Below are 12,921 nucleotides of genomic sequence, written 5' to 3'. Positions count from 1 at the left end.
TGAGTGACTCCGCTACTGCACCCGACGCCACTGACGCCACCGCCACGGCGGAGAACCCCGCGCCGAAGAGTCGCCCGTCGTTGCCGCTTGTGTTCGCGGATCGTAAGCGCGGGATGCCCCCGCGCCACCTCGCGGACCTCGATCGCGACGGTTTGAAGGACGCCGTCAAAGCGCTCGGACTACCGGCATACCGTGCGGATCAGCTGGCACGCCATTACTACGGTCGGCTCGAAGCCGACACCACGAACATGACGGATCTGCCGGCTTCGGTGCGCGAGAAGGTGGGCGCGGATCTCTTTCCGACGCTGCTGACGCCGATCAAGCATCTGGCCTGCGACAACGGGGACACCCGCAAAACACTGTGGAAGGCCAACGACGGCACGCTGCTCGAGAGCGTACTGATGCGGTATCCCGATCGTGCGACGTTGTGCATCTCGAGCCAGGCCGGGTGCGGGATGGCTTGCCCGTTCTGTGCTACCGGCCAGGGCGGCCTCGACCGCAATCTCACGACCGCTGAGATCGTCGACCAGGTGCGTTCCGCGGCTGCCGACATGCGTGACGGTGCGGTGGCCGGAGGCGAAGGCCGGTTGTCCAACGTCGTGTTCATGGGAATGGGGGAGCCGCTGGCGAACTACAAGCGTGTTGTCGCCGCGGTCCGCAAGATCGTCTCGCCTGCACCCGACGGGCTCGGTCTGTCGCAACGATCGGTCACCGTCTCGACGGTCGGGTTGGCTCCCGCGATTCGCAAGCTGGCCGACGAAGGTCTGTCGGTCACGTTGGCCGTGTCTCTCCACACTCCGGACGACGAGCTCCGAGACACTCTGGTCCCGGTGAACAATCGTTGGTCCATTGCCGAGGTCCTGTCGGCCGCGCGGTACTACGCGGATCAGACCGGTCGGCGGGTCTCGATCGAGTACGCCATGATCAAGAACGTCAACGATCAACCGTGGCGCGCGGACCTGCTCGGCAAGAAACTGCACAAGGCGCTCGGCTCGCGTGTCCACGTGAATCTGATTCCACTGAATCCGACTCCGGGCAGCGAATGGGACGCAAGTCCCAAGGACGTCGAGCAAGAGTTCGTCAGAAGAGTGATCGCGCAGGGTGTCTCGTGCACCGTTCGAGATACCCGCGGACAGGAGATCGCTGCGGCCTGCGGCCAGCTGGCAGCCGAGAACTGACTCGCTGCCAGCAGGTGCCTATCGGGGCTTGCGGCGCACGATCACGTCGCGCACCACGATGCCGACGAGTGCGATTGCAAAACCGATGAGCCACAGATCCTCCACCAGACCGGTGTGATTGCCGTGAATCATGAAGACCAGGAACACGGCGACGACGATCGCTGCCACGCGCATGGCCTTGTGCGATTCGCCACTCCATCCCCACTCGGCGGACGGCACCTCGGCGATGTCCTCGTGGGTGTACTCGACCGGGTCGTACGAAGCGGGGTTCAGCTCGGCTTGTGCCACCGGTCGATCCTCTCGGGTAATTCTCGCGCCGTCGGCTCGGCGCGCACGTAAGTGAGAACAATATTTGCATACGACCGCCCGTCGTAGCCACCAGGGTCCACCCGTCCCCGGCGAACCGGGCGCAGAAAGCCGATTGCTGGGAGACTGTCGTTTCGTGACCCCGGAACGACTGTCTCACCCTCCTGTCCCATACCCGCGCGACATGGTCGGCTACGGTGCGACACCGCCGGATCCGAAGTGGCCAGGCGGCGCCCACGTCGCCCTCCAGTTCGTTCTCAACTACGAGGAGGGCTCGGAGAACAACGTTCTCGACGGTGACACGAAGTCCGAGACCTTCCTGTCCGAGATGGTCGGAGCGCAAGCCTTCCCGAACCGACACATGAGCATGGAGTCGTTGTACGAGTACGGCTCTCGAGCCGGTGTGTGGCGCGTCCTCCGTGCCTTCGAGCGTCGTGGCCTTCCACTCACCGTGTTCGCTGTTGCACGTGCGATGCAGCGGAATCCGGAGGCCGTCGCGGCGTTCGTCGAGCAGGGCCACGAAATCGCAAGCCACGGTCTGCGGTGGCTGAGCTATCAGCTCATCGACGAGCACGTCGAACGCGAACACATGGCCGAGGCCATGGAGATCCTGACCGACCTGGCCGGTAGCGCACCACTGGGTTGGTATACCGGGCGCGACTCACCCAACACTCGCTCCCTGGTAGTCGAGCATGGCGGGTTTCTCTACGATTCCGATTCCTACGCGGACGACCTGCCGTACTGGACGCGCGTGGCCCGCGGATCGGAGACGGTCGATCACTTGGTCGTTCCGTACACGCTCGACACCAACGACATGCGGTTTTCCTCACCCGGCGGCTTCTCGACCGGTGACGAGTTCTTCGCACACCTTCGAGATGCTTTCGATGTGCTGTACGCGGAGGGTGCGGCAGGCGCGCCGAAGATGCTGTCGATCGGGCTGCATTGCCGGTTGGTCGGGCGTCCGGCACGGATCGCTGCACTGGAGAGATTTCTCGACTACGTGCAGTCGCACGAGAAGGTCTGGATCGCCAGGCGCGTCGACATCGCTCGTCATTGGATCGAGAACCATTCACCGCAACGCAGTTAGACATCCCAGGGCCGTAATTTGTCAAGCGGCGGTGGGTTGTTGTTCAGTTCGGTGTGCCCAGGCGATGTGTTCGTCGTATTTGGTGCGATGTCGTAGGCAGCCGTGCAGTAGTCCGACGAGTCGGTTGGCGAGCGCGCGGAGTGCTTGGTGGTGGAGGTCCCCGGCGGTGCGGTGTTGGTCGTAGAACGCGCGAGCTCCCGGGCTTTGGCTTATGGCGCAGAATGCCCATTGGTCGATTGCGTCGTAGAGCCGCCGGTTGCGCACGTGCCTGGACAGAACGGCCCGTTTTTTGCCGGACGCGATCGTCAGCGGTGACGTTCCGGCGTAATTTTTGCGAGACTTGGCGGTGGTGTACCGGTTGACGTCGTCACCGAATTCACCGAGCACCCGGGCGCCGAGGATGACACCGAGTCCTGGCAGGGAGAGGTAGATGTCGGCGTCCGGGTGTGCTTCAAAATGGCGTGCGAGTTCGGCTTCGAGGTCGCCGATCTGACGGTTCAGTTCCGCGATCAGCGCTACCGCCGAGCGGGTGGTGGCCGCGAATGCAGCCGCAACGGGCGGCGGTGCTGCGAGGTGCTCGGTGCGTAGCGCAGCTTGGATCTCTGCAGCTCGTGATTCGATATTGCGTTGCCGCCCTGCCCTTTTCAGTATCGCTCGGATGCTCGCTGCACTCAGGTGTGCCGCTTCGGCGGGCGAGGCGGCACGCGAGAGGACGGCGACCGCGTCGCGGTGGTGGAGACTGTTGAATGCTTCGAGTGCGGCGGGGTAGTACTCGAGGAGCGCTGAGCGCAGTGCATTGATTTGTCGGTTGCGGGACCAGATCAGGTTCTGGTGCCCGCGGGCCAACACCTTGATCGCGGCGGCGTCTGCGGTGTCACCGGCGATGGTGCGGTGGTTGTGTCGGTCGGTGCGCACCAGGTCGGCCAAGAGTTTGGCGTCACCGGCGTCGGATTTCGCACCCGAGAGGTGGTGGCGGTCTCGGTAGCGTGCGGCGGCGAGCGGGTTGATCGCGTAGACGGTGTATCCAGCTGCGAGCAGAGCCGATACCCACATGCCTCGGTCGGTTTCGATGCCGACGACGACGTCGGCAGGTTCGCGGGCATGGGAGGCCACCACGTCGTGAAACCCGCTGATGCCTGCCAGACCTTCGGGTAATCGGCGGGACGCCAAACGTTTTCCGTCGGCGTTCATCACGTGGATGTCGTGGTGGTCTTCGGCCCAGTCGTCTCCTACGAAAATCACGGGCAGTTCTCCTCACGTCCGTTTCGGTCACTGGCGGTGAGCCTCGAGGGATCCGGACGGCGACCTAATGGATCAGTGCTCGACTGGCACGACACCCCATCAGCGTTCTGGGAACCCTCGCCGGCCGGTGGGGCCACGATCTAACCTTAGGAGTCGATCTTCTCTCCGGGGCCATATAGTGATCACCCACCAGCGGCTCGGTGATCAGCTTTCTCCGACTAACTTCGCTACTGTCGAAGACTCGCCGATCAAGTCCCATTAGGTGCCGGCGAGGTGTTTCAGCGCGGCGATGTACCGGTCGGTGAAGAGCTGCTGTACACCTCGTCCGACTGGTCCGCCGACCTTCGTGAACCATCTGCCGGGGCGTGAGAAAGCACGTATGTGGGCGTATACGACGGCATCGTCGTCAGACGCACTGTGTTCATCCATTTCGACGAGGAAGCACTCTTCGCCCTGCTCTGGGTGCCCGGCGAGCGTTCCGTACGCGAACCCGGCTCGGTGTGTCTCGTCGATCACGTAGACGACCCGGCACGGTATCCGTATTGGACCGAGTCTCAGAACCACGGTCGCTCCGGTGTCGGCCGTTCGGGTGTCGGATTCGACGCGAAGTCCAGCACGTCGGTGCATGTCCCAGTTCGTCAAACCGGCCACTGCTGCTTCGTATGCAGCCCGGCCGGTCCCGATCGGAACGCGTCGGTCGATGTGGTGAAAGCCGTCGGGCAGCCGGCCGCGGGTAGCGCCCACGTCGTCGTACGAAAGGTCCATGACATCCGAGCCTGCCACGAGAGGGAGTACGCATAGGAGACTCTCAGGCTCGATCAGGAACAATGGACGCCGTGCCAGAGCCTCGAACACCTGCCGAGCCGTCGTCGAATACTCCCAAGCGCGTTCTCCTGCTCGGCAGTACCGGATCGATCGGCACCCAAGCCCTCGACGTCATCGGCGCCAATCCCGACCTGTTCGAGGTGGTGGGGCTGGCTGCGGGTGGTGGAAACGTCGAACTGCTCCGTCAGCAGATCAGAGAAACAGGAGTCGACGCGGTGGCGGTGGCGGACCCCGCCGCGGGGGCAGAGCTGAACCATCCGAACACACTTGTCGGAGACCGGGCCGCCACCGAGTTGGTGGAGTCGACGTCTGCTGACATCGTGTTGAACGCCCTCGTCGGATCCCGCGGCCTCGAGCCGACTCTGGCTGCCCTGAAGACCGGCGCCACGTTGGCACTCGCCAACAAGGAGTCGCTGGTGGCGGGCGGCGAGCTGGTGATGGCCGCAGCGGCGCCCGGGCAGATCGTCCCGGTCGACTCGGAGCATTCGGCGTTGGCTCAATGTCTGCGGGGAGGGCGCGCCGACGAGGTCGAGCGCCTGATCCTCACGGCGTCGGGCGGGCCGTTCCGAGGGTGGTCGGAGGTCGAGCTGAAATCGGTGACACCGGAGCAGGCAGCTGCCCACCCGACGTGGTCGATGGGCCCGATGAACACCCTCAACTCCGCGACCCTGGTGAACAAGGGCCTCGAACTCATCGAAACGCACCTGCTTTTCGGAGTGCCGTACGACCGAATCGACGTGACGGTACACCGGCAGTCCATCGTCCATTCGATGGTCACGTTCTTCGACGGGTCCACCATCGCGCAGGCCAGCCCTCCGGACATGCGACTACCCATTGCGCTGGCTCTCGGCTGGCCGAACAGAGTTCGCAGCGCAGCGCGCGCGATCGACTTCACAAGGTCGTTCACCTGGGATTTCCAGCCTCTCGACGACCGAGTTTTCCCCGCGGTTCAACTTGCACGTGAGGCGGGTATCCTCGGCGGCTGCATGACCGCGGTGTACAACGCTTCGAACGAAGTGGCCGCGGAAGCCTTCCTTGCCGGACGAATCGACTTTCCGCAGATCGTGGACACCGTCAGGAAGGTCGTCGACGATGGCAGTGGCGAATGGGTGGCCACGCCTACCAGTGTCGGCGAAGTACTCGAAGCCGACTCCTGGGCTCGCCGCCAGGCCCGCACGCTCTTGAACCAGAAGGACTGAACCAACCATGGTGTTCGCATTCGGCGTCCTCCTCTTCGCGCTGGGCATCACGGTGTCCATCGCTCTGCACGAGGCGGGGCACATGTGGACCGCCCGCGCCACGGGAATGAAGGTGCGACGGTTCTTCATCGGGTTCGGACCGAAGGTCTTTTCGTTCCGCAGAGGCGAGACCGAGTACGGATTGAAAGCGATTCCGGCGGGTGGCTTTTGCGACATCGCAGGTATGACCGCGATCGACGAACTCGCACCCGACGAAATCGAGCGGGCGATGTATCGGCAGAAGACCTGGAAGCGTCTCGTGGTCATGATGGGTGGAATCGGGATGAATCTCATCCTGGGGTTTCTGCTGATCTTCATCCTCGCGATCGGGTGGGGGTTGCCGAATCTGAATCCGCCGACCTCAGCGCTTGTCGGCGAAATGCCGTGCGTCACCGCAACCCAGAACGACGACCTGACCTACCCCGAATGTTCCGGTCCGAGCCCCGCGTACGAGGCAGGGATACGCGAAGGCGATGTCATCGTCTCGGTGAACGGCACCCCGACCGCGAACTTCACCGACGTGGTGAGGGCTACCCAACCTCTCTCCGGCACAGTGGATTTCGTTGTCGAACGTGACGGTGCCGAATTGACGTTCCCGGTTCAGGTTCAGCAGGTTCAGCGCTGGGTGTCCGACGGCACCGAGACCGGCCGAGAGTCGGCAACGGTGGGCGCAGTCGGTGTTCAGCTCGCGCAGTTCTATCCGACCCAGTACAACGCACTTGCCGCGATTCCGGCGTCGTTCGCGTTCACCGGTGACATGTTCGTCGAGACCGCGCATCGGCTGGTGCAGATGCCGAGCAAGGTTGCCGACCTGTGGACCTCGGTCACCGGCGGCGAGCGCGATCCAGAAACTCCGATCAGTGTCGTCGGCGCCAGCGTCATCGGCGGACAGCTGGTCGAGCGGTCCATGTGGCCGGTCTTCGTCTTGCTCCTGGCGAGTTTGAACTTCTTCCTCGGCATCTTCAATCTGCTGCCGTTGCTGCCGCTCGACGGTGGGCACATGGCGGTCACTGTGTACGAGCGAATCCGCAACTTCTTCCGGAACAGGCGCGGACTGCCCAACGGTGGGCCCGTGGATTACATGAAGCTCATGCCAGTCACCTATGTGGTGATCGTCATCGGCGGTGCGTACATGTTGCTCACTCTCACCGCGGACATCGTGAACCCGATCCAGTTGTTCTAAGTAGACTCGCTCGTAGAGCTCAGGGAAGAAGGCAACGAAGTGACTGTGTCAGTCGGATTGGGAATGCCGGCGCCGCCGGTTCCCGTACTCGCACCTCGACGTAAGACGCGTCAACTGCAGGTCGGATCTGTTGGAGTGGGAAGCGACCACCCCATTTCCGTGCAGTCGATGTGCACGACCAAGACCCATGACATCAATGCGACTTTGCAGCAGATCGCCGAGTTGACGGCGTCCGGTTGCGACATGGTTCGTGTGGCATGCCCCACACAGGACGATGCCGACGCACTGTCCATCATCGCGAAGAAGAGCCAGATCCCGGTCATTGCGGACATCCACTTCCAGCCCAAGTACATCTTCGCTGCGATCGACGCGGGCTGCGCCGCGGTCCGGGTGAATCCGGGCAACATCAAGGAATTCGACGGCCGCGTCAAGGAGGTCGCGAAGGCCGCCGGTGAAGCGAACATTCCGATCCGTATCGGCGTCAACGCGGGTTCGCTCGACAAGCGGATGATGGACAAGTACGGCAAAGCGACCCCGGAAGCGCTCGTCGAATCGGCGCTGTGGGAGGCCGGTCTGTTCGAAGAACACGGGTTCGGCGACATCAAGATCTCCGTCAAGCACAACGACCCCGTCGTCATGGTCGCCGCCTACGAGCAATTGGCCGCGCAGTGCGACTATCCGCTGCACCTCGGCGTCACCGAGGCGGGCCCAGCGTTTCAAGGCACCATCAAGTCGGCGGTGGCGTTCGGCGCGTTGCTCGCACAGGGGATCGGCGACACCATCAGAGTGTCGCTGTCTGCACCGCCGGCCGAGGAGATCAAGGTCGGCACACAGATTCTGCAGTCGCTCAATCTGCGTCCGCGCAAGCTGGAGATCGTGTCGTGCCCGTCCTGCGGACGAGCACAGGTCGACGTGTACAAGCTGGCCGACGAAGTCACCGCGGGCCTGGACGGCATGGAGATCCCGTTGCGCGTGGCAGTGATGGGCTGTGTCGTCAACGGACCGGGTGAAGCCCGCGACGCCGACATCGGTGTGGCATCGGGTAACGGCAAGGGCCAGATCTTCGTCAAGGGAAAAGTCATCAAGACCGTTCCCGAGGCACAGATCGTGGAGACCTTGATCGAGGAAGCGATGCGCATTGCCGAGGAATTCGACAATGATGAAGGTGCGGATGCCGGAACTCCGGTGATCACGGTCGGGTAGGTACTGGGTGGGGCCGAACTTCCCACCGAGCCGGCTTCATCTGGCAATCTGTCTCAGTGAGGGTGGATGCGGGTACCGGTGGATGCGTTGGTAGGAGGTGACACGAGGTGCTGAAACTCCTCGGCGCCAAGCCATTGAGCAACAAGGACACAGCCAATGTCCTCCGGGTGCTCGATGCCGACCCCATCGCGACGTGCATGATCGCCGCGCGAGTCCAGGAATTCGGTCTCGACCCGCGCGCGTTCCACGGTGAGATGTGGAGCCGTGGCGGTCCGGACGAATCCCTGTGCTTCTACGGCGCCAACCTCGTGCCGCTTCTCGGTTCGGTCGACGATCTACGTTCCTTCGCCGATCGTGCGTGTCGTGGTCCCCGGATGTGTTCCTCGCTCGTCGGTCGCGCCGAGTTGACGCTGCCGCTGTGGGAGATGCTCGAAGCTGACTGGGGCGCTGCCCGGGAACTTCGATGCGAGCAGCCCCTCCTGGCGGCCTCCCAGCTGTCCGAGCATGCGGCCGATCCAGGCGTTCGGCTCGTACGTGCCGATGAACTCGACGTCTATCTGACCGCTGCTGTCGCGATGTTCATCGAGGAGGTCGGGGTCGATCCGCGAGCGAACGACGGCGGCCGCGGATATCGACGTCGAATCGCCGGTCTTATCGCCGCAGGCCGAGCCTGGGCGCGGTTCGAGGACGGTCAGGTGATCTACAAGGCCGAAATAGGCTCGCAATCGGTCACCGTCGGCCAGATCCAAGGGGTGTGGGTACATCCTCTGTATCGAGGCCACGGACTCGGCTCTGCCGGCACAGCAGCGGTCGCGAATGCGGTGGTTCGCAGCGGCCGCATCGCCAGTCTGTACGTCAACAGCTTCAACTATCCGGCCCGCAGAGCGTATGCGCGCATCGGTTTGAAACAGGTAGCGACGTTCACGACGGTTCTTCTGGACTGAGTGCGATTCGGTCACCGTTGTTGCGTCGCGGTCGAACTACGATGAGCGCGATGAGATTCTCGGATGTACGGCTGTCTCGCCGTCTCGCCTCCGCTGCAGCGGTCTGTGTGGCGGTAGTGGGTTCGGTGACCGCATGTACTCCGAGCCCGGATGGTCCCGAACCTGCCGCCCAAGCGTTCCTTGCGGCGTTCTCGGCTCGCGACATCGGCGGCGCGTCCGGAGACACAGATCGGCCCGATTCGGCGGCCACTGCACTGAACGACGCCTGGGAGAACCTGCAGGCGGAATCCCTCGACGCCAGAACGACTTCGGTGCGCGTCGACGGTGACACCGCGACGGTGGGCTACACCTATCGATGGCACCTGCCGAAGGATCGCGTGTGGACGTACGACGGCGAGTTGCAGATGGGCAGGACCGACGGCCGATGGGGAGTTCGGTGGACGTCGACGGATATTCACCCTGGTCTCGGTGAGACACAGACGATGGCCCTTCGGTCGACTGCGCCGCCGCGAGCGAGGGTCAACGAACGCTCGGGAACCGATGTTCTCGTCCCTGGTGTGGTGCACCGCGTCAAGATCGATGCCGACGAGTCGTATGACATCGTGGCATCTGCCACCGGTCTGGCGCGGATACTCGGCCAGTTCGACGAGACCATTTCTGCACAGAGCATCGTCGAGTCTGCAACGTCGATCGACGGGGACTACCCGGTTGCGCTCCTGCGTGACGAGGACTACCAGACCGTGGCAGCGTCCTTGTCCGGACTGTCCGGGGTGACGGTCTCCGACGAGTCGGATCTCATTGCGACCGACCGAACGTTCGCACCCGACCTCGTGTCGCAGGTCAAGAAGTCCGTGATCGACGAAGTGGACGGCAAAGCTGGGTGGAGTGTCGTCACCGTCAACCGCAACGGTGTCGACATCGAGGTCTTGACCGATACGCCTCCCGAGCCGGCACCGTCGTTCTCCATCACCCTCGATCGCAATATTCAGGTGGCCGCACAGAACGCGGTCAACGTTCGCGCAGAGCAGGCAATGATGGTGGTGATCCAGCCGTCGACCGGTGCGGTTCTGGCGGTCGCGCAGAACGAGGAAGCCGATCGTGACGGACCCGTTGCCTCGGCGGGGTTGTACCCGCCGGGATCGACGTTCAAGATCGTCACCGCGGGTGCAGCGATCTCGATCGGCCTCGCCGGGCCCGAGTCCACTGTGCCGTGTCCGGGCCGAATTGTGATCGGCGAGCGGAGCATTCCCAACTACAACGAATTCGCTCTCGGCAACGTCTCCATGAGTACGGCATTCACCCGCTCGTGCAATACGTCCTTCGCGAAGCTTGCCAGCGAAATGCCCGCGGACGCATTGACGATCGCGGCGTCGCAGTTCGGCGTCGGTCCGGAGTACGGCGTGGTCGGTCTGCCCACCGATTCGGGGTCGGTTCCGCCGGCCGAGGAACTGGTTCAGCGCACCGAAGACGGATTCGGCCAGGGCAAGGTGGTCGTCTCGACGTTCGGTATGGCGCTCGCCGCGGCAACAGTCGCCAACGGTTCGACCCCTGTGCCGACGCTGATCGCCGGGCGGGAAACGACCATCGAGGGTGAGCACCCGGCCATCGAACCCGCCATGGTCGAAGGACTTCGAACAATGATGCGCTCAGTGGTCACGAGCGGTACTGCGGAGCGCATCGCAGACCAGGGTGAGGTGTACGGCAAGACAGGGGAAGCCGAAGTCGAAGGCGGATCCCATGCGTGGTTCGTGGGGTATCGCGGCGATCTTGCGTTCGCGACGCTCGTGGTTCGTGGTGGAAGTTCCGACAACGCCGTCGCGGTGACGCGTGAGATGTTCGAGCAATTGCCCGAGGGGTATTAGGACAACAGGGTATTAGGGCAACAGGCCGAGCTTGCGCACGGCGACGACGGCTTCGTGCCGCGTCCGGGTTCCGGTCTTGTTCATGACGCTACGTAGGTAGGACTTGACGGTTTCCGGTTTCAACGACAGCCGTGCGGCAGCATCGGCATTGGTACACCCCAGCGCGACCTGAGCCAGCACGTCCAGCTCGCGTGCAGACACCGCAATGCTGTCGTCGCCGACTGCCGGGCGGAATGCGAGGGCGATCCGTTCCGACAGGCGCGTCAACTTCGACTGCAACACCGGATCCTCGGCCGAGCCGGTCAACGCCCGAATCTCGGCGTGGACCTCACGTAGTGCTTCCATGGCCGCAGCCGAATCGACGTTGTAAGGCCGCGTGCCTAGGAGTCGCACGCGCCGGTCCACTTCGTCTCGGATCGCGATCTCCTGCGAAAGGCGCCGCGAGGCGCGGACCATCGCGTCTGCGACGCGGTCGCCGATCGGGCCACGTTCCCGTACCGCCGCATACATGACTGCGCGCGAAGCACCCTCTACGACGACCGGCACAGCCAGCACGGACCGAAGGCCTTCACTGAGGACCGGTTGGTCGTAGTCGTGCGTGATGTACTGCGAATTGCCGTAGTCGCTGACTGCTGCGGGGCGACGCTGATCCATGACTCGACCGCCGAGACCGGATCGACTCGGAATCATCAGTCCCTGAAGACCGCGGGTCCTGGTGCCGTGCAATTCGCTCAGGTACAGAGTGTGACCCGTCACCTCGCCGCCGAACACCACCGGAATGCCCGATGACCTCATCACCTCACGTAGTTCTGCGCGCAGGGCGTCACCATCGCGTGGTCGTAGTAGATCGGTGGACGGCACGAGTCGACCCCTTCGTCGGTTCTGTGAGCTGAATCATAGCCGCGTGCACGCAGGCGGTGACGTGGCATGTGCAGCGACTAGCCTGATCACCATGTCTGTGACCGCCGAGAGCAAGCCCCGTCAGCCACTCGTGCCGGGCGTAGTGTCGCCCGTTCGGTCCGTGCCGAAGTCGATCGAGCGACCGGAGTATGCATGGAAACCGACGGCGGACGAAGGCCACGAACCGTGGGTTCAGACGCCGGAAGTGATCGAAAAGATGCGTGTCGCCTCGAAGATCGCAGCTCGGGCGCTGCAGGAAGCGGGCCGAGCGGTCGCGCCCGGTGTGACGACCGACGAATTGGACCGCATCGCGCACGAGTACATGATCGACCACGGGGCCTACCCGTCGACGCTCGGCTACAAGGGATTCCAGAAGTCGTGCTGCACATCGCTCAACGAGGTCATCTGCCACGGCATCCCCGACTCGACCGTCATTCAGGACGGTGACATCGTCAACATCGACGTCACCGCATACATCGATGGCGTCCACGGTGACACCAACGCTACGTTCCTCGCGGGCAACGTATCCGAGGAAGCACGCCTGCTTGTCGAGCGAACGCACGAAGCCACGATGCGGGCGATCAAGGCCGTCAAACCAGGTCGCGCGCTGAGTGTGATCGGTCGGGTCATCGAGTCGTACGCCCACCGCTTCGGTTACGGAGTCGTCGAGGACTTCACCGGCCACGGCATCGGAACCACGTTCCACAACGGACTCGTTGTTCTGCACTACGACCAGCCGTCGGTCGAGACAGTCATCGAACCGGGGATGACGTTCACGATCGAGCCGATGATCAACCTGGGAAAGATCGACGCCGAGATGTGGGACGACGGGTGGACCGTGGTGACCCGAGACCGCAAGTGGACTGCGCAGTTCGAGCACACCCTCGTTGTCACGGATACGGGTAGCGAGATCCTGACACTGCCGTGAGCGGAGCCTGCGGAGTGAATAGCGA

The 12,921-nt window shown here is 63.4% G+C and carries 12 protein-coding genes; 8 read left to right on the top strand and 4 right to left on the bottom strand.

All coding sequences use genetic code 11. The features are described from left to right. Positions 1-113 precede the first annotated feature (113 nt). Positions 114-1,178 (top strand): 23S rRNA (adenine(2503)-C(2))-methyltransferase RlmN, encoded by a 1,065-nt coding sequence (gene rlmN / locus WDS16_RS11705; RefSeq protein WP_338893369.1) that lies wholly within the window; start codon positions 114-116, stop codon positions 1,176-1,178. An 18-nt stretch (positions 1,179-1,196) separates the two neighbouring features. Here rlmN and WDS16_RS11700 read toward each other — a convergent pair whose 3' ends face one another. Then, on the bottom strand, positions 1,197-1,466 hold the full coding sequence (locus tag WDS16_RS11700; RefSeq protein ID WP_338892817.1) for a DUF2631 domain-containing protein: 270 nt from the start codon (positions 1,464-1,466) through the stop codon (positions 1,197-1,199). A 202-nt stretch (positions 1,467-1,668) separates the two neighbouring features. Here WDS16_RS11700 and puuE point away from each other — a divergent pair, with 202 nt between their 5' ends. Next, positions 1,669-2,571, top strand: a complete 903-nt coding sequence (gene puuE, locus WDS16_RS11695) for an allantoinase PuuE (protein WP_338893367.1) — start codon at positions 1,669-1,671, stop codon at positions 2,569-2,571. Positions 2,572-2,592: 21 nt separating this feature from the next. On the opposite strand, the gene WDS16_RS11690 is transcribed toward puuE, so the two are convergent. Further along, a complete protein-coding gene (locus tag WDS16_RS11690; protein WP_338886216.1) occupies positions 2,593-3,813 on the bottom strand; it encodes an IS110 family transposase in 1,221 nt (406 codons plus the stop codon). A 258-nt stretch (positions 3,814-4,071) separates the two neighbouring features. Beyond that, positions 4,072-4,578, bottom strand: a complete 507-nt coding sequence (locus WDS16_RS11685) for a DUF1990 domain-containing protein (protein WP_338892816.1) — start codon at positions 4,576-4,578, stop codon at positions 4,072-4,074. 62 nt (positions 4,579-4,640) lie between these two features. Here WDS16_RS11685 and dxr point away from each other — a divergent pair, with 62 nt between their 5' ends. The 5 genes from dxr (at position 4,641) to WDS16_RS11660 (ending at position 11,068) form a co-directional block, all read left to right on the top strand. Next, positions 4,641-5,837: a 1-deoxy-D-xylulose-5-phosphate reductoisomerase gene (dxr, locus tag WDS16_RS11680; protein WP_422395783.1), complete on the top strand. Its 1,197-nt coding sequence runs from the start codon at positions 4,641-4,643 to the stop codon at positions 5,835-5,837. Between the two features lie 7 nt (positions 5,838-5,844). After that, positions 5,845-7,059 carry a site-2 protease family protein gene (locus WDS16_RS11675; RefSeq protein WP_338892814.1) on the top strand — a complete coding sequence of 405 codons (1,215 nt, stop codon included), beginning with the start codon at positions 5,845-5,847 and terminating at the stop codon, positions 7,057-7,059. Positions 7,060-7,098: 39 nt separating this feature from the next. Next, entirely contained in the window at positions 7,099-8,262 is a 1,164-nt protein-coding gene (ispG, locus tag WDS16_RS11670; RefSeq protein ID WP_338892813.1) for a flavodoxin-dependent (E)-4-hydroxy-3-methylbut-2-enyl-diphosphate synthase, read from the top strand. A gap of 107 nt (positions 8,263-8,369) precedes the next feature. Continuing rightward, positions 8,370-9,206 (top strand): GNAT family N-acetyltransferase, encoded by an 837-nt coding sequence (locus tag WDS16_RS11665; protein WP_338892812.1) that lies wholly within the window; start codon positions 8,370-8,372, stop codon positions 9,204-9,206. Positions 9,207-9,256: 50 nt separating this feature from the next. Continuing rightward, positions 9,257-11,068: a penicillin-binding transpeptidase domain-containing protein gene (locus tag WDS16_RS11660; protein ID WP_338892811.1), complete on the top strand. Its 1,812-nt coding sequence runs from the start codon at positions 9,257-9,259 to the stop codon at positions 11,066-11,068. A gap of 12 nt (positions 11,069-11,080) precedes the next feature. Here WDS16_RS11660 and WDS16_RS11655 read toward each other — a convergent pair whose 3' ends face one another. Next, a complete protein-coding gene (locus tag WDS16_RS11655; protein WP_338892810.1) occupies positions 11,081-11,929 on the bottom strand; it encodes a helix-turn-helix transcriptional regulator in 849 nt (282 codons plus the stop codon). Between the two features lie 91 nt (positions 11,930-12,020). Between WDS16_RS11655 and map the strand changes: the two genes are divergently transcribed. Further along, positions 12,021-12,896, top strand: coding sequence for a type I methionyl aminopeptidase (map, locus tag WDS16_RS11650; RefSeq protein WP_338892809.1), 876 nt, complete (start codon positions 12,021-12,023; stop codon positions 12,894-12,896). Positions 12,897-12,921: the final 25 nt, after the last annotated feature.

Source organism: Rhodococcus sovatensis (genome assembly GCF_037327425.1).
GTDB lineage: Bacteria > Actinomycetota > Actinomycetes > Mycobacteriales > Mycobacteriaceae > Rhodococcoides > Rhodococcoides sovatense.
This window is presented reverse-complemented; position numbering and strand designations above follow the sequence as displayed.